At 61.4% G+C, this 17,234-nt stretch carries 21 protein-coding genes; 10 read left to right on the top strand and 11 right to left on the bottom strand.

Annotation, left to right across the window (positions count from 1 at the left end):
• The first annotated feature begins 4 nt into the window (after window positions 1-4).
• Window positions 5-475, top strand: a complete 471-nt coding sequence (locus BMZ70_RS05160) for a hypothetical protein (RefSeq protein WP_092270812.1) — start codon at window positions 5-7, stop codon at window positions 473-475.
• Here the strand turns inward: BMZ70_RS05160 and fusA are convergent.
• Window positions 472-2,583 carry an elongation factor G gene (gene fusA / locus BMZ70_RS05155; RefSeq protein WP_092270810.1) on the bottom strand — a complete coding sequence of 704 codons (2,112 nt, stop codon included), beginning with the start codon at window positions 2,581-2,583 and terminating at the stop codon, window positions 472-474. The two genes, BMZ70_RS05160 and fusA, sit on opposite strands and share 4 nt — an antisense overlap.
• Before the next feature lie 135 nt (window positions 2,584-2,718).
• Here fusA and BMZ70_RS05150 point away from each other — a divergent pair, with 135 nt between their 5' ends.
• Window positions 2,719-3,777 (top strand): phospholipase A, encoded by a 1,059-nt coding sequence (locus BMZ70_RS05150; RefSeq protein ID WP_092270807.1) that lies wholly within the window; start codon window positions 2,719-2,721, stop codon window positions 3,775-3,777.
• On the opposite strand, the gene BMZ70_RS05145 is transcribed toward BMZ70_RS05150, so the two are convergent.
• Entirely contained in the window at window positions 3,774-3,971 is a 198-nt protein-coding gene (locus tag BMZ70_RS05145; protein WP_092270804.1) for a hypothetical protein, read from the bottom strand. The two genes, BMZ70_RS05150 and BMZ70_RS05145, sit on opposite strands and share 4 nt — an antisense overlap.
• Before the next feature lie 132 nt (window positions 3,972-4,103).
• On the opposite strand from BMZ70_RS05145, the gene BMZ70_RS05140 reads away from it, so the two are divergent.
• On the top strand, window positions 4,104-5,813 hold the full coding sequence (locus BMZ70_RS05140; protein ID WP_130300906.1) for a tetratricopeptide repeat protein: 1,710 nt from the start codon (window positions 4,104-4,106) through the stop codon (window positions 5,811-5,813).
• Window positions 5,814-5,821: 8 nt separating this feature from the next.
• Here the strand turns inward: BMZ70_RS05140 and BMZ70_RS05135 are convergent, their stop codons facing one another.
• Window positions 5,822-6,070, bottom strand: coding sequence for a hypothetical protein (locus BMZ70_RS05135; protein WP_092270798.1), 249 nt, complete (start codon window positions 6,068-6,070; stop codon window positions 5,822-5,824).
• 25 nt (window positions 6,071-6,095) lie between these two features.
• The gene (locus BMZ70_RS05130) at window positions 6,096-7,019 is read right to left on the bottom strand and encodes a class I SAM-dependent methyltransferase (RefSeq protein ID WP_092270797.1); all 924 of its coding nucleotides are present in this window, start codon (window positions 7,017-7,019) and stop codon (window positions 6,096-6,098) included.
• Window positions 7,020-7,145: 126 nt separating this feature from the next.
• Between BMZ70_RS05130 and BMZ70_RS05125 the strand changes: the two genes are divergently transcribed.
• Both BMZ70_RS05125 and BMZ70_RS28720 read left to right on the top strand, forming a co-directional pair.
• Window positions 7,146-8,027, top strand: coding sequence for a Fic family protein (locus BMZ70_RS05125; protein WP_229205301.1), 882 nt, complete (start codon window positions 7,146-7,148; stop codon window positions 8,025-8,027).
• On the top strand, window positions 7,994-8,161 hold the full coding sequence (locus BMZ70_RS28720; protein WP_229205300.1) for a hypothetical protein: 168 nt from the start codon (window positions 7,994-7,996) through the stop codon (window positions 8,159-8,161). The genes BMZ70_RS05125 and BMZ70_RS28720 overlap by 34 nt, the downstream gene beginning before the upstream one ends.
• Here the strand turns inward: BMZ70_RS28720 and BMZ70_RS05120 are convergent.
• Together BMZ70_RS05120 and BMZ70_RS05115 are read right to left on the bottom strand one after the other, a co-directional pair.
• Complete coding sequence (locus BMZ70_RS05120) at window positions 8,158-8,838, bottom strand: ankyrin repeat domain-containing protein (protein WP_092270794.1); 681 nt, start codon at window positions 8,836-8,838, stop codon at window positions 8,158-8,160. The genes BMZ70_RS28720 and BMZ70_RS05120 overlap by 4 nt on opposite strands.
• The gene (locus BMZ70_RS05115) at window positions 8,838-9,617 is read right to left on the bottom strand and encodes a TatD family hydrolase (RefSeq protein ID WP_092270791.1); all 780 of its coding nucleotides are present in this window, start codon (window positions 9,615-9,617) and stop codon (window positions 8,838-8,840) included. Before BMZ70_RS05115 ends, BMZ70_RS05120 begins: the two co-directional genes overlap by 1 nt.
• Before the next feature lie 124 nt (window positions 9,618-9,741).
• On the opposite strand from BMZ70_RS05115, the gene BMZ70_RS05110 reads away from it, so the two are divergent.
• Both BMZ70_RS05110 and BMZ70_RS05105 read left to right on the top strand, forming a co-directional pair.
• Window positions 9,742-10,950, top strand: a complete 1,209-nt coding sequence (locus BMZ70_RS05110; protein WP_175500756.1) for a cation:proton antiporter — start codon at window positions 9,742-9,744, stop codon at window positions 10,948-10,950.
• A gap of 20 nt (window positions 10,951-10,970) precedes the next feature.
• Window positions 10,971-11,504, top strand: coding sequence for a DNA-binding protein (locus tag BMZ70_RS05105; protein ID WP_175500755.1), 534 nt, complete (start codon window positions 10,971-10,973; stop codon window positions 11,502-11,504).
• On the opposite strand, the gene BMZ70_RS05100 is transcribed toward BMZ70_RS05105, so the two are convergent.
• From BMZ70_RS05100 to mltG, 5 genes are read right to left on the bottom strand one after another with little or no spacing between them, the layout of a single operon-like run.
• Window positions 11,479-11,982, bottom strand: coding sequence for a GNAT family N-acetyltransferase (locus BMZ70_RS05100; protein ID WP_092270782.1), 504 nt, complete (start codon window positions 11,980-11,982; stop codon window positions 11,479-11,481). The genes BMZ70_RS05105 and BMZ70_RS05100 overlap by 26 nt on opposite strands.
• Window positions 11,983-11,997: 15 nt before the next feature.
• Window positions 11,998-12,381 carry a PilZ domain-containing protein gene (locus BMZ70_RS05095; RefSeq protein ID WP_175500754.1) on the bottom strand — a complete coding sequence of 128 codons (384 nt, stop codon included), beginning with the start codon at window positions 12,379-12,381 and terminating at the stop codon, window positions 11,998-12,000.
• A 10-nt stretch (window positions 12,382-12,391) separates the two neighbouring features.
• Complete coding sequence (locus tag BMZ70_RS05090; RefSeq protein ID WP_092270777.1) at window positions 12,392-13,423, bottom strand: DNA polymerase III subunit delta'; 1,032 nt, start codon at window positions 13,421-13,423, stop codon at window positions 12,392-12,394.
• A 16-nt stretch (window positions 13,424-13,439) separates the two neighbouring features.
• On the bottom strand, window positions 13,440-14,045 hold the full coding sequence (gene tmk / locus BMZ70_RS05085; protein ID WP_092270774.1) for a dTMP kinase: 606 nt from the start codon (window positions 14,043-14,045) through the stop codon (window positions 13,440-13,442).
• Between the two features lie 5 nt (window positions 14,046-14,050).
• A complete protein-coding gene (gene mltG, locus BMZ70_RS05080) occupies window positions 14,051-15,040 on the bottom strand; it encodes an endolytic transglycosylase MltG (protein ID WP_175500753.1) in 990 nt (329 codons plus the stop codon).
• Window positions 15,041-15,145: 105 nt separating this feature from the next.
• Between mltG and BMZ70_RS05075 the strand changes: the two genes are divergently transcribed.
• From BMZ70_RS05075 to BMZ70_RS05065, 3 genes are read left to right on the top strand one after another with little or no spacing between them, the layout of a single operon-like run.
• The gene (locus BMZ70_RS05075; RefSeq protein WP_092270771.1) at window positions 15,146-16,129 is read left to right on the top strand and encodes a CAF17-like 4Fe-4S cluster assembly/insertion protein YgfZ; all 984 of its coding nucleotides are present in this window, start codon (window positions 15,146-15,148) and stop codon (window positions 16,127-16,129) included.
• Between the two features lie 2 nt (window positions 16,130-16,131).
• Window positions 16,132-16,422 carry a DUF4936 family protein gene (locus tag BMZ70_RS05070; RefSeq protein ID WP_092270768.1) on the top strand — a complete coding sequence of 97 codons (291 nt, stop codon included), beginning with the start codon at window positions 16,132-16,134 and terminating at the stop codon, window positions 16,420-16,422.
• On the top strand, window positions 16,413-17,156 hold the full coding sequence (locus BMZ70_RS05065; RefSeq protein ID WP_092270765.1) for an NRDE family protein: 744 nt from the start codon (window positions 16,413-16,415) through the stop codon (window positions 17,154-17,156). Before BMZ70_RS05070 ends, BMZ70_RS05065 begins: the two co-directional genes overlap by 10 nt.
• The last annotated feature ends 78 nt before the right edge of the window (window positions 17,157-17,234 follow it).

Below are 17,234 nucleotides of genomic sequence, written 5' to 3'. Positions count from 1 at the left end.
TTAGATGATGAAACGTGTATGTATCGCGCTGCTGGCACTGTTGGCGGGTAGCGCAAGCGCCGAAACCATCGAATCGGCGCCGCTGAATGAAGTGTGGATCAACGGCGGCTTCTATACCGCGCACTTCCAGCGCGACAAAGACCTGAACGGCGCCAACGGCGGCATCGGCGCGGAATGGCGCTTCTCGACCGTCGCCTCGGCCACGGCGGGGCGTTTCTACAACAGCGACCGCGCCTACTCCAACTACGCCGGCATCTACTACCAGCCGTGGAAAGTCGGCCCGGTGCGCATCGGCGCGGTGCTGGGCGCCTTTGACGGCTACCCTAAAATGCGCAATGGCGGCTGGTTCCCCGCCGCCATTCCGACTTTGAGCTACGAATATGAACGCGTCGGCATCAACGTGGCGATCATCCCGTCGTACAAAGACCGCTTGTACGGCGGGATTTCGCTTCAGTTGAAGCTCAAGGCGTTTTAAGCACGCGCCTTGGTCACGGCGATGTGGTCGAGGATGTGTTTCGGCACTTCAGCGTAGTGCTTGAACTCCATCGTGTAGGTCGCCCGGCCCTGCGTCAGTGAACGCAGGGTGGTCGAGTAACCAAACATCTCGGCCAGCGGCACCGAGGCGCGGATGATCTTCCCGCCGCCGCCTGGGATCTCGTCCATGCCCTGCACCATGCCGCGCCGCGCGGTCAGGTCGCCCATCGCATTGCCCATGAATTCCTCGGGCGTTTCGACTTCCACCTGCATCACCGGCTCCAGCAGCACCGGCCCTGCGCGCTTCATGCCTTCCTTGAAGGCCATCGAACCGGCCATGCGGAAGGCATTCTCGTTCGAGTCCACGTCGTGATACGAGCCAAAGGTCAGCGTGGCGCGCACGTCGACCACCGGATAACCCGCCAGCACGCCCGTGCGTAAGGTCTCCTGGATACCCTTGTCCACCGCAGGGATGAACTCGCGCGGCACCACGCCGCCCTTGATGGCGTCCACGAACTCGTAGCCTTTGCCGCCGGCTTCCAGCGGTTCCAGCGTCAGCACCACGTGACCATACTGGCCACGCCCGCCGGACTGCTTGACGAATTTGCCTTCGACGTCGGTCGCCGTTTTGGTGATGGTCTCGCGGTAAGCCACTTGCGGCTTGCCGACCGTCGCCTCCACGCCAAACTCGCGCCGCATGCGGTCCACCAGAATTTCCAGATGCAGCTCGCCCATGCCGGACATGATGGTCTGGCCCGATTCCTCGTCCGTATGCACGCGGAAGGATGGATCCTCCTGCGCCAGCCGGTTCAGGGCGATGCCCATTTTTTCCTGGTCGGCCTTGGTCTTCGGCTCCACCGCCTGCGAGATCACCGGTTCTGGGAAGATCATCTTTTCCAGCACGATCACGTGGTCCGGTGAGCTTAAGGTATCGCCGGTGGTCACGCCCTTCAGGCCCACCGCCGCCGCGATATCGCCGGCGTAGACTTCCTTGATCTCCTTGCGCTCATTCGCATGCATCTGCAGGATGCGGCCCAGACGTTCCTTCTGCGACTTGGTCGGGTTGTAGACCGTGTCGCCGGAATTCACCACGCCCGAGTACACGCGGAAGAAGGTCAGCTGGCCGACAAATGGATCGGTCATGATCTTGAACGCCAGCGCGGAGAACGGATCCGAATCGGTCGGATGGCGTTCGATCGGCTTATCGTCCTCGTCGTGACCGGCGATGGCCGGCACGTCCACCGGCGACGGCAGATATTCAATCACCGCATCCAGCATGGCCTGCACGCCGCGATTCTTGAAGGCGCTGCCGGCCAGCATCGGCACGATCTCGTTGCGGATGGTGCGCAGGCGCAGGCCGGTCTTGATCTCGTCTTCCGTCAGCACGCCGCCGTCCAGGTATTTCTCCAGCAGTTCGGGCGTGCCTTCGGCGGCCGCTTCCACCATCTTGTCGCGCCATTCCTGCGCCAGCCCTTGCAGGTTGGCCGGGATGTCTTCATAGGTGAACTTGACGCCGAGGGTTTCGTCGTCCCAGTTAATCGCGCGCATCTTGACCAGATCCACCACGCCGTGGAAGTTATCCTCGGCGCCGAGCGGAATCTGGATCGGCACTGCCACGCCTTTCAGGCGATTGGCGATCTGCTCGCGCACCCGGAAGAAGTCCGCACCGACGCGGTCCATCTTGTTGATGAACGCGATGCGCGGCACATGGTATTTATTCGCCTGGCGCCACACGGTCTCCGACTGCGGCTGCACGCCGCCGACAGCGTCGTACACCATCACGGCGCCATCGAGCACGCGCATCGAACGCTCCACCTCGATCGTGAAGTCGACGTGGCCCGGCGTATCGATGATATTGATGCGATGCTCGGCGAAATTGCCGGCCATGCCCTTCCAGAAGGCAGTGGTGGCGGCCGAGGTGATCGTGATCCCGCGTTCCTGCTCCTGCTCCATCCAGTCCATCGTCGCCGCGCCGTTGTGCACTTCGCCGATTTTATGGTTGACGCCGGTATAGAACAGGATGCGCTCCGTGGTCGTGGTTTTGCCAGCGTCAATGTGAGCGCTGATGCCGATGTTGCGGTAACGCTCGATGGGGGTCTTGCGGGTCATCACAATCTCCTTGGTATCTTGATGGAACTCACAAATATGGCGCATGCGATAGAATTCAAGAGCTAGCGTGCTACATGATTCGCGGCAATTAATGTAATCTGGCGCCTAACTCTACCTTTCCTTGGGCCTCACTGCATGCGCGCACTGGCAAAAAACACGCTCTTCCTCTCTTTAGGCATAGCCCCGGCCCTGGCTTTCGCCCAGGCCTCCGATCTTCAACTGCGGCTGGAACGCTGCGCCGTGCTCGGCGACGCCAGCGCCCGCCTCGCCTGCTACGACGGACTGGCCAACGTCGCCACGCCCGACCGCAAGGCTGAGCCGGCCCGCACCCAGCCGGCCGCGCCCCCGCCCGAGCCGAAAGTCCCGGCCAAGGTGGCCGCGCTGACCACCATTGCGCCGGAAGACAGCGTCTCGCGCATGGTGCAGGAATGGGAGCTCGATCGCGCCGCCAAGCGCGGCGTGTTCAACTTCCGGCCGCACAAGGACACCTATCTTTTGCTGGCCAATTACAGCACCAGCTCCAATGATGCGCCTTTTCAGGAGTTTACGCCTGCCGGCATCAAATCCAAGCATGTGGAGCTGACCTACCAGATCAGTTTCAAGATGAAGCTGATCGAGCAGCTGATGAGCACGCCGGTCGACCTGTGGTTCGGCTACACCCAGAACAGCTTCTGGCAAGCATACAACCGCGCGGCGTCCAGCCCCTTCCGCGAAACCAACTACCAGCCTGAGATGATGCTGACCACGCCGCTGAACCTGAACCTCGGGCCGCTGGAGACGCGCTACCTGACGCTGGGCCTGAATCACCAGTCGAACGGCCAGACCTCCACGCTGTCGCGCAGCTGGAACCGGATCTATGCGGAGGTGGGAGCGGAGAAAGGGAAATTCGGCGTTTCCTTCCGCCTGTGGAAGCGGCTGGACAATGCGCGCTCGGACAATGACAACATCGACATCACCGACTACCTTGGTCACGGCGACCTGACCGCCACCTACCGCTTTGACGGCAACGAGCTCTCGGTGATGGCGCGCCGCAATTTCGGCAAGAAGCATGGCGCGCTGCGCGTGGGCTGGTCGTTCCCCGTAGCCGCCAATCTGAAGGGATATGTGCAGGGCTTCAGCGGCTACGGCCAAAGCCTGATCGACTACAACTATTCGCAGAAATCCGTCGGCGCCGGCTTCCTGGTCGACTTCTAACGCGGCGAGCCGCCGAGGATGCGCGCCGGCAGCATGACGATGGCGCGCAACAGCTCAAACACGCCTTCCACGCCGATGCCGATCAGGCGAAACGGCAGCAGGACCAGCCACGCCAGCGGATACAACACCAGCGCCAGCAAGGCCAGCGGCCAGCACAGGAACAACAACACCAGCCATAGCATGAAACTCAGCATGAGACGCCCCCGATACAGTTAATTTAATGTCTATAATGACACTCTATTAGAGCGGCGGCGCAGACGCAATTCCCGTGCGACCAGCTGCAGATAACGGCGATCAATCGGCGCTTTTTGGGGACAAACGGAAAAATGAGATTCAAACCATTGTATGTGGCAATGCTGCTCGGTAGCGCCAGCTTGGTCAACGTTCATGCGCAACAAGTGGCCGAACAACGCGTGGTGGTGGCAGGCCAGCGCAACGCGTCGGAGTGGTTCCGGGTCGAGAGCCAGCACTTCGTGGTGTATTCCAACACCAGCAATGACGATGTGGCCGCGCTGCTCAACCAGCTGGAGCGGCTTGATTACATGCTGCGGATCTACACCCAGCCGTTCCTCAAGACCACCGGCGCCGAGCCACGGCTCACGTTCTACTACCACGACGGCGCGGTGGCGCTGAATGCGCTGGCAGTCAGCCAGCCGGCCAATGCCATCGGGCTGTACAACAGTTGCAGCGCGGGCGTGCAGGGTTTCGGCGTGGAGCTCGATCCCAGCGACGAAGGCCTGAGCTATCTGTACGAGGCCTACACCCGCCACTTCCTGTACCGCTACACCGATATCCGCGCGCCGATCTCCTTTATCGATGGCCTGGCCCACTACTTCGCCAGCGCCCGCTTTAGCGATACCCAGATGACCGTCGGTAAAACACCGCTCAACGTCGGCCGATACCTGAGCTTCCTCGACGAAGGCCGCCGCTACAGTCTCGATTACAAGGACGTGCTGGAGCAAAACGATACGCGCGGCGTCAACTACGCCGCCACGGCGGGCCTCAAGCTGGAATTCGCGGCGCGCTCGTGGCTGCTGACGCATTACATGCTGTCCAGCCAGGATACGCGCAAGCGCATGGAAAACTACCTGGGCGCCGTCTATCGCGACGTGCCGATTAGCCAGGCCTTCGAGCAGGCGTTCGGCATCAAAGTGGCCGACCTGGGCAATATCCTGTGGCGCTACCGGCGCCAATCCATCAAGGTCCTGACGGTCAATGTGCCGGAGCTGCCGCTGGCCAGGATGGCGTTCAAGAGCCTGCCGCAATCATCGGGAGAATTCGTGCTGGCCGAGGCCGCGCTCAAGTCCTGCCCCGAGCGCAAGGAGGGCGAGGCCCTGCTGCGCCGCGTGGCGGCCGAGGCGGCGCGCTATCCCGCCAATGACTACGCCCAGCGCGTGCTGAGCCGCGCCCAGGTCGACTGGGGCAATCCGCAAGATGCGCTGCCCTACCTGAATGCCGCAGCACGCAAGCCGGATGCGGAAGTGCTCTACCTGCTGGGCCAGGCCCATCTGCGCCTGTCGCAGCTGGAGGCGGCGCACAGCAATTTAAACCGGGCGCTGGAACTCAATCCAAACTCGGCCGAAACAGCGCACGCGCTATTTCTGGCGGGCCTGCAATCGTCGGCAGAGCCGGACGAGACTACCCTGCTGGCGGCCATCGCGGCCTGGGATAGTGCGCATGAAGTCAATACCTTTGCCCGGCAAGCGGCGCTGGCCTATGCCTACACCGGCAACACAGCACGCGCGCGCAATGCGCTCAGGCTGATGGCGCATAACATTAGGGAACCGGAATTGTCGGCGTGGGCCAGGACCTGGCTGAGGAAAGTGGCGGCCGGCGCCAGCAAGCCGGAACTGCTGGCCGAGATGCGCAAGCAACCGGCGGCCGGTACGGCGTTCAGGGAATGGACCATCGCCAACGCCCGCGTGATGGCGGACGTGGAGCGCAACGCCGGCATGCAGGACGCGCGCGGCCACATCGACCAGGCTCTCAATCCATCGATCCCGGCGCAGGCTATGCCGTCGTCACCGACGCGTTGATTGCTTGATTACTGGCCGACGCAGATAATCTTGGTGACGTATTCCTTGGCGTTGGGCTTCTTCTTGTTCGCCCATGCGATAGCCTCATTGGCTTGCTCGATGGTCAGCACCGAGGCCTTGTCCTTCGACTTAATGAAGGACACGCCCTCGAACGCACCGTCCTTGCTGCGCATGACCTTGGCAAACACCGGCGGCTTGGTTTCGCCGTCGGCGATCTTGTTTTGCTGGATCAGGTAACGTTGGTCGGTGTCGGTCATACAAATCTCGCTTAAAAGGTCTATTTTAAGCGAATGCCGGGACTTGCTGGGCTGGTTGCAGTACCGCCTCGTACAGAATTTCCGCTTTCAGCGAGGCTTGCAGCGATGGAATCGAGCCGCCGGCGCGGTACTGGAAGCTCACCTGCAGCACATCCCCCTCACGCGCCTTGACCGGCGCGGCCAGCGGCAAGGTCATGTAGTGATTGAGCCAGTCGATGGTGGTGGAGCGCTCCTGCACCACTGCCAGAATATTCTTGGTGACGAAGCGCATGGCGTTGATCTCGCCGTTGCGCTCCACCACGAACTTGCCCTGCCAGGTGTAGACCAGCTCATTCGGCTGATTGAAATCGATGATGCTGTAGACGGCCGGCGGCGCCATCTCCACCGTGCCCGGATAGATGACCGTGGTTTCCTGGAACTGCACGATGGGCGCGTGAAAGCCTTCGAAGTCATATTCCTGCTGCAGCGGCTGCACCGCCATGATCACCGCTTCCGGCAGGAACACCGGCAGCGGGCCGCCGAAGCGCTCGGCGTAACGGCGTTTGAACGATTCGATCACTTCCACCTGCTTTTCGCGCAGCATGCCGACATGGATCATCTCGCAGATCACCACATCGACCGGTTCCGGCGGCAGGTATTCGAAGGCATCGGCGTGAATCACCTCGACCTTTTCGCCGTTGGGATTCTTGGCCAGGAACTTGCGCGCCTCCTTTACCATGTCCGGATTGAACTCGACGCAATACACCTTGGCCGCCTTGGCCGCCGCGAACCACGACAGCACGCCGGTGCCGCCGCCCAGCTCCAGCACCTTGGCGCCCGGCTTGACGGCATAGTCGATGGCCGACTTAAAGCCGTGCATGCGGTTCTGATCCATCAGCATATTGTGATGGTAGTGGACTGGAATAAACTGCCCCAGATAGCAGCTCTCAATTTCGCGTTCGTTCAGCATGGTGATCCTCGGTAAGTGCCTGAGGAACATTATCGTGAACAACGCGCACTCCCCATGCCGCGAGCTAGGCCGCAAACACCCTTCAATTCCCGGATCGGGCTTGCTGATGTTAATGGATGCTTTAATATGAAATGGCGTATTAAAGGAGTCTTTAACGTGCCGCGCGTGTCCGGAACCAGTATCAGTAGCATCATGCAGGGCGAAATAGTACGAGCCTTCGTGCCGCATCGCCTGCCGCCGGCGGAGCCCGCGTTGGCAGCCGAAAGCTACGAGGATTTGCATCGCATTGCGGAGTTGGCCTTGGCTCGCCTGTCCGCCGTCGCTGGCCTCGTGCCATCGGTTGATTGGCTACTTTACAGTGCGGTCCGCAAGGAAGCCTTATTGACATCCCAAATCGAGGGTACGCAAGCCACGTTGACGGATCTATTTGCGCAGGAAGCCGGACTTCCGCTTAGCAATCGGGACGACGTTGAGGAAATTACCAACTACATCCGCGCGTTCCGCATGGTACAGGACAATTTACGCGATGAGCATGGCCTGCCGCTCAGCACTCGCCTGATTTGCGATGCTCACCGCGTGCTGATGGCCGGCGTGCGCGGCAAGGACAAGCTTCCCGGAGAGCTGCGGCGCTCGCAGAACTGGATCGGAGGCAGCCGTCCGGGCAATGCAGTCTTTGTTCCGCCTCCGCCCGGCCTCATCGGCGGACTGCTCTCTGACTTCGAACACTTCATACACACAGAGCATAGCGACCTCCCTCCGCTGGTGCGCATCGCATTGCTGCATGCGCAGTTTGAAACCATTCATCCCTTCCTGGATGGGAATGGCCGCATGGGGCGCCTGCTTATTGCCGCGCTGGTTGAGCACTGGGGATTACTGCCCCAGCCGTTACTATACCTGAGCGGTTACCTGAAGCGGCACCAGGAAGAATACTATCGGCTGCTTTCCTCGATCCGCAATCAAGGAGATTGGGAGGCATGTTTACCGTCGAACGCGCACGGCAGCAATTGAAAACCAGTTTCCCGACGGCGAACGCAGCGATCAAGCTGCTTGTGGACTGCGGGATCGTCAGCGAAATGAGCGGACAACGGAAAAATCGCAGCTTCGGCTATCTGCGCTACATCCAGTTGCTATCCCGCGATTAACGGGGCTTTTTGTTGGCGAGGAAGGTGTTGATGGTTTTGGCGATCCAGGGCTTGTCGGCCTTGAGGGCGAATTCGGCGGCGGTGAGGTGGAAGCCGCCATCTTTCAGCGTGGCGTCGGCGCCTTCCTCCAATAACAGCGCAACCACGTCTTCCTGGCCTTCGCGGGCGGCGATCATCAGCGGCGTCATGCCGGATGGGGACTCGGCGTCGATGTAGGCGTGTTTGTCGAGCAGGATACGGGTGATTTCCACGCTGCCAGCGGCCGCCGCGTAATGTAACGCGGCCCAGCCTTTTTGATTGACTTGCGCGCCGCGCTTCAGCAGTTCAAGCACAGCGGTTTTATTCTGACGGAACGCGGCCATCATCAGCGCCGTGTTGCCGTTGGGTGCTTTCGCTTCCAGGTCGATGCCCGGCTGGTCCATGAGCAGCCGCGCGACTTTCAGCGATTCGTAGCGCATTGCCACGATCAGGCCGGTTTCGCCATTGGGATCGCGCACGTTCGGGTCGACGCCGCGCAGCAGCGCCGTCGCCACCCGGCTGGCGCCGTCCAGCTGGGCGGCACGGAAGAAGTCGACTTCATCGTCGGTCTGCTCGCGCGGCTCGGCGGCGGCAGCCAGGGCCGGAGCCGCCACCACAGCGGCGAGCGCCAACAACAGCAAGCGACGCACGCGCACCATCACGCCGGCACGTTGAACAGCTTGCGGAAGTTGGCGGTGGTCTGCGCCGCCACTTCCTCGACCGGCACGCCTTTCAGCTTGGCGATGTACTCGCCCACGTGCGCCACAAAGCCCGGCTCGTTCATCTTGCCGCGATACGGCACCGGCGCCAAGTAAGGCGAATCGGTCTCGATCAGGATGCGCTCCAGCGGCAGCTCCAGCGCCACCGCCTGCAATTCCTTGGCGCTCTTGAAGGTCACGATGCCGGAGAAGGAAATATAAAAGCCCATCTCGATGGCCGCGCGCGCCACTTCCAGCGATTCGGTAAAGCAGTGCATCACGCCGGCGACGCCGCCCGCCTCGGTGCCTGCGCCCTCTTCGCGCATGATACGTATCGTGTCTTCACTGGCATTGCGGGTGTGAATAATCAGCGGCTTGCGCGTGATGCGCGAGGCCTTGATGTGGGTGCGGAAGCGCTCGCGCTGCCATTCCAGATCGCCTTCCAGGCGGAAGTAGTCCAGCCCGGTCTCGCCGATGGCGATGATTTTCGGGTCATCGGCCAGCTGCACCAGCTGTTCCACCGACGGCTCCGGCGTGTCTTCATAGTCCGGATGCACGCCGACCGAGGCGTAGATGTGCGGATACTGGTGCGCCAGCGCCAGCACCTGCGGGAAGTCCGGCAGGTCGACCGACACGCACAGCGCATGGGTCACCTTGTTGTGCTCCATTTGCGCCAGGATGTCCGGCATGCGGGCGGCCAGCTCCGGGAAATTGATATGGCAGTGAGAATCGATATACATGCCGCGATTGTACCGTATCCGCCACGGTCGTTAAAAAACGCTTTCCTCTTTACCAATTACTAAGATAGCATTCATGCACGTTATGTAATTACGTAATACGACAAGGAGACCTATGAACGCTCATATGAGTACCACCGAAATCTATTTGCTGGCGATGCTGCTGATCTTCGTCGCCCCATTCCTGGTCTGGCGACTATTCAAGACCGACTACTTCGCGCCGCTGGTCATTGTCCAGATCATCATGGGCATCATTCTCGGCCCGGGCGTAGTCGGCGCCGCTTTCCCTGAGTACCACAAATTCGTCTTCAATCCCGACGTGGTCAAGACCCTCAACGGCGTGGCCCAATGGGGTGTAATGCTTTTCGTAATGCTCGCCGGTATCGAGCTGGACCTGAAAAAGACCTGGCAATATCGCCGTGAGAGCGTCACCACCGCCGGCTTGTCGCTGACCATGCCGCTGATTTTCGGCTGCGCCGCCGCGCTGCTGCTGATGGGCTACCAGGGCTGGATGGGCGCCAAGGCCGCCAATTGGCAATTCATGCTGGGCGTAGGCATGGCCTGCGCCGTTACTGCGCTGCCGGTGCTGGTGCTGCTGCTGGAAAAACTGGACATCCTGCGCCAGCCGATGGGTCAGCGCATCATGCGTTACGCCAGCCTGGATGACGTCGCTATCTGGGGCGTGCTGGCCGTGATCATGCTGGACTACGAACGCATGGGCCGCCAACTCGGCTTCCTGGTCGCCTTCGCCCTGCTGACCCCGCTGTTCCGCCGCATGATGGTGCGCCTGAAGGAAAGCGACCGCTGGTACGTCGCCATCTTCTGGCTGCTGGCTTGCGCTTTCGGCGCCGACTGGGCCGGTCTGCACTTCATGGTGGGCGCCTTCCTGGCCGGCGTGGTGATGGATGTGGAATGGTTCGGCCAGGAGAAACTGGACAGCCTGTTCAAGAACGTGCTGCTGGTGCTGATGCCAGTGTTCTTCCTGAGCACCGGCCTGCGGACCAAATGGGACCTGGGTGGCTACTCGGTATTCTTCGTGGCTGGCCTGCTGCTGTTCGCCTCGGTTGGTGGCAAACTGGCTGGCGCCCATATCGCCGGCAAAGTCCTGAAATGGAAAGACGGTGAAGCCTCGATCATCGGCTGGCTGCTGCAATCCAAGGGCCTGATCGAGATCATCTTTGCCAACATCCTGCTGGACAAGCAGATCATCACCAGCGAGACCTTCACCGCCCTGCTGTTGATGGCAGTTGGCAGCACCATGTTGACGATTCCTGTCGTGCACCCTAAACTTAACCGTGCACAGAATCGTGGACTGGTTGGTCAAGCCAGCTCCTGAGCTTTGAAAGGATGAAGAACATGGCGCGTACCGGATTAACCAAGTCTCAAGTCAGGGAAACCCGCGATCAGCTGTTGGCTGACGGGCGTTACCCCTCGGTTGATGCGGTCCGCCATGCCTTGGGCGACACCGGCTCCAAGTCCACCATCCACAAGCATTTGAAAGAGCTGGCGGAGGAAGACAATCGCGTCGGCCTCAAGCACGAAGACACCACCCGCACGCTGCAAGCACTGGTCGAACAATTGGCCGACAAGCTGCATCAGGACGCCGAGCGTCGCTACGAAGCCCAACTGGAACAGAAAGACCAGGAACTGGCGGCCTTGCGGCGCGAAGTCGAGCGCCTGCGCGCCCGTGTGGAAGGACTGGAAATCGACGCCTACGCCAGCCAGCCGCACGACCACGGCTTCGGCCATTTCAACCACATGCAGTCCAGCCTGCGCTGCGGCCTGAACGACAGCACGCCATTCAGCATGTTGATGAACGGCGGCCGCTCAGCTGTGGTCGATTTCGACAGCCCGCAAATCCAGCTTACGCCACGCGTTTTCCAAGGATAATCAGGTCGCGTTCAACGCCGTCCAGATTCGCCACCTTGGGCAGGTGCGCCCACGTTTCGAAACCGAACTTGCCGAATAGGCCGAGGCTAGGTTTGTTGTGGCCAAAGATGAAGCCCAGCAGCGTGTGCACCTTGATCTGCGGCGCGTAGGCGATCGCCTGCTCAATGCAGTAGCGGCCCACGCCCTTGCCGCGCGACGCTTCGGCAATGTAAATCGAAATCTCCGAAGTGCCCGAATAAGCCGGACGGCCGTAGAAGTTCGAGTACGACATCCAGCCCAGAATCTCATCGCCTTCGGCCGGGTGGATAATCCACAGCGGACGCTTGTCCGGGGTGTGATCGTGATACCACTGCAAGCGCGATTCGACCGACACCGGTTCGGTATCGGCAGTTACCTCGCGCGAGGCGATGGTGCTGTTGTAAATGGCTACAATGGTCGGCAGGTCTTCAAGCGTGGCGAGGCGGTGGCGGAAAGTCATGAGATAAAAGCGAGGTTACAAAGTGTGGGTGGCGCGCGATGAGCGCAACGCGGCGCCGAGGATTTCTTCAATGCGCAGGCGGGCGCGCTGGCCGCTTTCGTCGTCCGGGAAATGCAAGCCGATGCCCTGCGCCTTGTTGTGGTGGGCACCGGGCGGCGTGATCCAGGCGACCTTGCCTGCGATGGGGTATTTATTGGGGTCGTCCATCAAGGCAAGGATCAGATAGATCTCGTCGCCAAGCTTGTACGGTTTCTGGGTCGGCACGAAGATGCCGCCGTTTTTCAGGAACGGCATGTAGGCGGCGTACAGCGCCGCCTTTTCCTTGATCGCCAGCGACAACACCGTCGGCCGTGGCGTCATTGGCACGGTGTTCGGGTCGAGAGGGCTGGCAGCGGACATTCCTTACCTTTCAGGCGCAGCAGTTGGCGTAGTCAAGCAGCATCTCCTCCAGGAACAGCTTGGGCGACAGCGGATGGTCGGATGTCGCGCGCCGCTCGTTGACGCCCTTGATCGCAGCCATCAGGCGGCTGACATGGATCTTGTCCGCCAGCCCGGCCAGCTCTTTCTGGTAGCGAGGATAATACCGGATGTTACCTGCCAGTTTGTAGGAAAACACATCATAAAGCCAGCGCTGCAACCAGGAAACCGTACCGCTGAGCGGCACTTTCTGCAATTTATCGGCCACTTTCAGCGCGCCTTCAATGCTTGGGTGCGCCAGCAGCTGCAGCAGGGTTTCCAGATCTTCCCGGCTGCCGGACTCGGCTTGCTCCATCGCCGCCAGCGGCGCGCCGCCCTGCTCGCGCAGCCAGCTGTCGGCGTCCGCCACGCCTTGTTCCTTCAGCCAGGCCAACGCTTCGGCGTGGCTCGGCATCGGCAAGGCGAACTTGCGGCAGCGCGACAGAATGGTCGGCAGCACGCGGTCCAGGCTGTTGGAGGCAACCAGGAACACCGTGCCTGGCGGCGGCTCCTCCAGCGTCTTCAGCAGCGCGTTGGAGGCCGGCATATTCAGCGCTTCAGCTGGATACAGCACCACCACGCGCAAGCCCTGGCGGTGGGTCGAGATATTCATGAAATCCGCCAGCGCGCGGATCTGCTCGATCTTGATTTCCTTGGATGGCGTTTTGGACTTGGCAGCCTTCTTGGTCTCGCCCTCGCCCTCCTCGCCCTCGGCCGGCGGCTCGTCTTCCATCGATTCCGGCCGCACGCGGCGGTAGTCAGGATGGTTTTGCTGCGAGAACCAGCCGCAGGAGGCGCACGCGCCGCAGGCATGGCCGTCCGGCAGCACAGCCTCGCACAGCAAGCCTTGCGCAAAGCGCTCGATGAAGTCGGACTTGCCTATCCCGGCGGCGCCATGAAACAGGATGGCGTGCGGCATGCGCTGGCGCAGCGTTTGCAGCTGCTGCCACGACGATTCTTGCCACGGGTAGATGGAATTGCTCATTACTCAGTATTGTATTTCAAAAGCAAGCATCGAGGATGCTTGCGATCTGCAATTGAATCGCGGCGATGCTTTGTGTGGAATCGATGACACGGAAGCGCTGCGGGAACTGCGCCGCGCGGCGCAGGTATTCGTTGCGGGTGGCGGCGAAGAAGTCGGCCTTTTCCTGCTCGAACTTGTCCAGCTCGCGGCTGGCGTCGAGACGGGCGCGCGCCACGTCCAGCGGCACGTCGAACAGCAAAGTCAGGTCCGGCTGCAAATCCGGATGCACCCACTGTTCGAGCACATCCAGCTTGGCCAGCTCCAGGCCCCGGCCGCCGCCCTGGTAGGCGAAACTGGAATCGGTAAAGCGGTCCGAGATGACCCAGGCGCCGCGTGCCAGCGCCGGCTTGATCACTTGCGCCACGTGCTCGCGGCGGCTGGCGAACACCAGCAGCGCTTCGGTCTCGAGGTGCATTTTTTCGTGCAGCACCAGCTCGCGCAGCTTTTCGCCGAGCGGCGTGCCGCCCGGTTCGCGCGAACTCACCAGCTCGACGCCGCGCTGCCTGATGTAGTCGGAAACGAAGGCGATGTGCGTCGACTTACCGGCGCCATCGATGCCTTCAAAGGTGATGAATTTACTCATTATTATTAACGTTGGTACTGATTGACTGCGCGATTGTGATCGTTCAGGTTGTCCGAGAAATGGCTGGTGCCATTGCCCTTGGAGACGAAATACAGCGCGGCCGTCTTGGCCGGCGCCAGCGCCGCCGTCAGCGATTGCACGCCCGGCAAAGCGATCGGCGTCGGCGGCAGGCCGGCGCGCGTGTAGGTATTGTACGGGGTGTCGGTTTCCAGATCCTTCTTGCGGATCTTGCCGTCGTACTTGAGGCCCATGCCGTAGATCACGGTCGGATCGGTCTGCAGCAGCATGCCGATCTTCAGGCGGTTGACGAACACGCCGGCGATCATGGCGCGCTCGGACTTCTGGCCGGTTTCCTTTTCCACGATCGAAGCCATCGTCAGCGCTTCATATGGCGTCTTGTATGGCAGCGCCGGGTCGCGCTTGTCCCAGGCTTCGGCCAGGCGGGTCAGCATCATCACGTGGGCCTGCTTGTAGATCTGCAGATCGCTCGCGCCCTTGGCGAACAGATAGGTATCGGGGAAGAACAAGCCCTCGGCCTGCTTGTAGTCGGACGAGATGGCGCTCATCACCTCGGCATCGGACAGCGCGATGGTGTCGTGCTTCAATCCCTTGTGCGCGGCGATGGCTGCCCGCATCTGGCGGAAGCTCCAGCCTTCGATGATGGTCAGCTGTTCCTGCGCATACTCGCCGCGCGCCAGCTGGTCGATCAGGCGCAGCGGCGACGAACCCGGCTTCAACTCGTAGGAGCCGGCTTTCAGCCTGGCGCTTTTATTAGTCACGCGCGCCAGCAGGTTGAACAGCAGCGGCTGGATCGGAATACCGGCCTCGGCGATCTGCTGGCCGGCCGCATGCGCGCCGCTGCCGGGCGTGATGCTAAACTCAATCGCCTCCGCATCCTCGGGAATGATGGGCTTTTGCGACCAGTACATGAAATAACCGCCGCCGAGAATGGCGAGTACGATAAACAGACTAATTATTTTTTTGATAAAAGCCATTGTTGAAGCCGAATTGGTGGATCGGGACGATCTGACGCGTTTTGCGCGACATCACTATAATAAGCCCGTAATGATAATGCCTTCCCAGTGAAAATATTGAAAATTATGTCTTCCTTGAGCCCTACCCAACTTGCTGACGGCTTCGTTGCCCGTATCGCCGACCTCGGTCTGATCGCACTGGACGGCGAAGAATCGGCCAGCTTCCTGCACAATCAGCTGACCAATGATGTCGAACACCTCGGTCTGGGCGAAGCGCGCCTGGCCGGTTACTGCTCGCCGAAAGGCCGTCTGCTGGCATCGTTCCTGATGTGGCGCAGCGCCTCGACTATCTACCTGCAACTGCCGCGCGACATCCAGGCGGCGGTGCAAAAGCGCCTGTCGATGTTCGTGCTGCGCGCCAAAACCAAACTGAGCGATGCGACCGAAGCGGCCGCCAACGCGGTAGTACTGGGCGTCGGCGGCGCCAAGGCCCCGGCCGCGCTGCAAGCGTGGTTCGATGTCCTGCCCGCTGCGCCGTACACCAAAGTCGACCACGCGCTGGGCACCCTGATCCGCGTGGCCGACGCTTTCGGCGCGCCGCGCTACCAATGGCTGATGTCGGCCGAGACCGCTGAAACCGTGCTACCTGCGCTGGAAGGCAAGCTGCTGGCCGCTTCCGGCGACGCCTGGCATCTGTCGGAAATCCACGCCGGCGTGCCGCAAATCGCCAAAGCCACGCAAGAACAGTTCGTGCCGCAGATGGTGAACTACGAACTGCTGGGCGGCGTCAACTTCAAGAAAGGCTGCTACCCCGGCCAGGAGATCGTCGCGCGCAGCCAATACCTGGGCAAGCTCAAGCGCCGCACCACGCTGGTCAGCATTCCCGATGCGACCGCAGCGGCCGGCATGGAAGTATTTGCCACCGCCGATCCCGAGCAGCCATGCGGCATGATCGTCAACGCCGCGCCGAACGGCAACGGCGGCGTCGACGCGCTGGTGGAAATGAAACTGGCCGCCATCGAGGCAGGCTCGGTGCGCCTCGGCTCGGCCGAAGGCACGGCGCTGACCTTCCTCGACATGCCGTACGTGCTGGAACCGCTCGATCTGTAAGCATGGACCTGTACATCTACTACAAGGTCAAGGACGCCGACGCCGCGTCCTTGCAGGCGGCCGTGGCCGCGATGCAGACGGCACTGGCGCAGCGCCACGGCGTTGCTGGCCAACTCAAGCGCCGCCCGGAAGCCAAGGATGGCGTGCAGACGTGGATGGAAGTGTACGCGTCCACGCCTGAAGGATTTGCGGCCTTGCTGGACAGCGCCGTGCATGAAGCCGGCGTGCTGGCTTGGATTGCAGGCCTGCGTCATACCGAAGTTTTTGTGGACGTGGTTCCATCATGTGCCTGATCGTCTTCGCCTGGCAGGTGGTGCCTGCGGTGCCGCTGATCGCCGCCGCCAATCGCGATGAATACTACCAGCGCGCCACCGCACCGGCCGCGCCGTGGCCTGAGCATCCGCAGATCTACGCCGGCCGCGACCTGCAAGCCGGCGGCAGCTGGATGGGCATCACCAAGCCGGGCGACGATGGCGGGCCATCGCGCTTCGCCGCCATCACCAACATCCGCGCGCCGTCAGAGCACAAGGACGATGCGCCATCCCGCGGCCATCTGGTCGCCGACTACCTGGCCGGCAGCATGACGCCGCAAGAATACGTGAACGCGATCCGCACCACCGCGCACGAGTACAACGGCTTCAACCTCGTGCTGGGCGACAGCGACACCCTGATCTGGTACTCCAACAAAGGCGACGCCGACCCACGCAACGGCAAACCGCTGGAGCCTGGCGTCTACGGTTTATCGAACGCGCTGCTGGACGCACCGTGGCCGAAAGTCCTGAAAACCAAAGCCCAATTCGCCAGCCTGCTATGCCTGGGCGCCCCGGACGACGCCTACTTCGAAATGCTGGCCGACACCACCCAGGCGCCGGACCTGCGCCTGCCGGAAACCGGCGTCCCGCTCGACCTTGAGCGCGTGCTCTCCGCCGTGCGCATCGAAAGCCCGAGCTACGGCACCCGCACCTCCACCGTCGTTAAGCTATATGCAAACGCCCCGGCCACGCTGCAGGAAATGCTGGTCCATTGACCCTGAATTGCAAAACATAACTTTACTTGCCTTAACGCGCCTTAACACATAGCGCTTTCATTCGTGAATAAGATGGTT

This window comes from Duganella sp. CF402 (assembly GCF_900109645.1).
In the GTDB taxonomy this organism is placed as follows: Bacteria; Pseudomonadota; Gammaproteobacteria; order Burkholderiales; family Burkholderiaceae_D; genus Rugamonas.
The sequence above is the reverse complement of the archived record's forward strand: the minus strand, read 5'-3'. Positions and strand labels throughout refer to the sequence as shown.

Excerpts from the sequence above, each read along its gene's own strand:
- mltG (WP_175500753.1), bottom strand. The coding sequence starts at position 15,040 with ATGGCTTTTATCAAAAAAATAATTAGTCTGTTTATCGTACTCGCCATT.
- BMZ70_RS05100 (WP_092270782.1), bottom strand. The coding sequence starts at position 11,982 with ATGACTTTCCGCCACCGCCTCGCCACGCTTGAAGACCTGCCGACCATT.
- BMZ70_RS05160 (WP_092270812.1), top strand. The coding sequence starts at position 5 with ATGATGAAACGTGTATGTATCGCGCTGCTGGCACTGTTGGCGGGTAGC.
- fusA (WP_092270810.1), bottom strand. The coding sequence starts at position 2,583 with ATGACCCGCAAGACCCCCATCGAGCGTTACCGCAACATCGGCATCAGC.
- tmk (WP_092270774.1), bottom strand. The coding sequence starts at position 14,045 with ATGAGTAAATTCATCACCTTTGAAGGCATCGATGGCGCCGGTAAGTCG.
- BMZ70_RS05120 (WP_092270794.1), bottom strand. The coding sequence starts at position 8,838 with ATGGTGCGCGTGCGTCGCTTGCTGTTGTTGGCGCTCGCCGCTGTGGTG.
- BMZ70_RS05065 (WP_092270765.1), top strand. The coding sequence starts at position 16,413 with ATGTGCCTGATCGTCTTCGCCTGGCAGGTGGTGCCTGCGGTGCCGCTG.
- BMZ70_RS05090 (WP_092270777.1), bottom strand. The coding sequence starts at position 13,423 with ATGAGCAATTCCATCTACCCGTGGCAAGAATCGTCGTGGCAGCAGCTG.
- BMZ70_RS28720 (WP_229205300.1), top strand. The coding sequence starts at position 7,994 with ATGTTTACCGTCGAACGCGCACGGCAGCAATTGAAAACCAGTTTCCCG.
- BMZ70_RS05105 (WP_175500755.1), top strand. The coding sequence starts at position 10,971 with ATGGCGCGTACCGGATTAACCAAGTCTCAAGTCAGGGAAACCCGCGAT.
- BMZ70_RS05095 (WP_175500754.1), bottom strand. The coding sequence starts at position 12,381 with ATGTCCGCTGCCAGCCCTCTCGACCCGAACACCGTGCCAATGACGCCA.
- BMZ70_RS05075 (WP_092270771.1), top strand. The coding sequence starts at position 15,146 with ATGTCTTCCTTGAGCCCTACCCAACTTGCTGACGGCTTCGTTGCCCGT.
- BMZ70_RS05110 (WP_175500756.1), top strand. The coding sequence starts at position 9,742 with ATGAGTACCACCGAAATCTATTTGCTGGCGATGCTGCTGATCTTCGTC.
- BMZ70_RS05140 (WP_130300906.1), top strand. The coding sequence starts at position 4,104 with ATGAGATTCAAACCATTGTATGTGGCAATGCTGCTCGGTAGCGCCAGC.
- BMZ70_RS05150 (WP_092270807.1), top strand. The coding sequence starts at position 2,719 with ATGCGCGCACTGGCAAAAAACACGCTCTTCCTCTCTTTAGGCATAGCC.
- BMZ70_RS05070 (WP_092270768.1), top strand. The coding sequence starts at position 16,132 with ATGGACCTGTACATCTACTACAAGGTCAAGGACGCCGACGCCGCGTCC.
- BMZ70_RS05145 (WP_092270804.1), bottom strand. The coding sequence starts at position 3,971 with ATGCTGAGTTTCATGCTATGGCTGGTGTTGTTGTTCCTGTGCTGGCCG.
- BMZ70_RS05135 (WP_092270798.1), bottom strand. The coding sequence starts at position 6,070 with ATGACCGACACCGACCAACGTTACCTGATCCAGCAAAACAAGATCGCC.
- BMZ70_RS05115 (WP_092270791.1), bottom strand. The coding sequence starts at position 9,617 with ATGTATATCGATTCTCACTGCCATATCAATTTCCCGGAGCTGGCCGCC.
- BMZ70_RS05125 (WP_229205301.1), top strand. The coding sequence starts at position 7,146 with ATGAAATGGCGTATTAAAGGAGTCTTTAACGTGCCGCGCGTGTCCGGA.
- BMZ70_RS05130 (WP_092270797.1), bottom strand. The coding sequence starts at position 7,019 with ATGCTGAACGAACGCGAAATTGAGAGCTGCTATCTGGGGCAGTTTATT.